1 pseudogene is annotated in these 742 nt (G+C 45.4%); it reads left to right on the top strand.

The window, feature by feature from the left end:
• Nucleotides 1–742: pseudogene (locus tag R8O11_RS27265) on the top strand (cadherin repeat domain-containing protein); the annotation flags it as partial.

The raw sequence follows: 742 nt of genomic DNA, 5'->3' as shown, positions 1-742 counted from the left end.
CTATTACTTATCCAACTCTGGACTTTTCTGCTGGTGCGGTTATCACACCTGTGATGAGTGGGGGAGAAGCCAAAGCAAGCTACCGTCTGATTAACCAAGCTGAGCCGGTGGTTGAGTTGTTATCTTCAGATTCTGGTCGTTTGAAAGTGCTGCATGCTGGCGACTACCAAGTGGAAGTGACGTTAACTGCACGTAACTATACAACTAAAACCGTATTGGTTAACGGCACCATTAATAAAGCGGATCATCCAGGTCTTACGACGAAGCTTCAAACTGTGGAATTTACGCCATTTAAGACGATTAGTTTGGACTTTGGTAAAACGGTAGGCACTCGCACTTACTCATTTGCTGATACCGTGAGCGAAGAGCTTGCCACGTTAGACAATGCGAAAGCTGAGTTGACGCTAACTAATTACTCTCAATATCATTCTATTGCGTTGGATATTTCTGAGAGTGAATCGCGAGATTACAAAGCGTTACCAAGAACAAGAGTTACGGTTCATGTCGGTTGGGCAGAATCGGGTGTTGCAGATAAATACACACAACTTGATAGCGAACAAACCGTCATCGTAAGTACCCTCAGTGCCCCACAGTTTTCCAATTTAGAAGAAAGTGAGTTTGGCATCATGGGGTCGCGTTCGGTGCGTGAACCGACGGATGATGAGCTGCAAAAACTTGGCAAAGGTAAAGTCGCGCTGTTCTTGTTAAAGCCAGTGGGTAGCGATGACCGAACCCAACAAAA

Source organism: Vibrio sp. 1288 (assembly GCF_033344475.1).
This window is presented reverse-complemented; position numbering and strand designations above follow the sequence as displayed.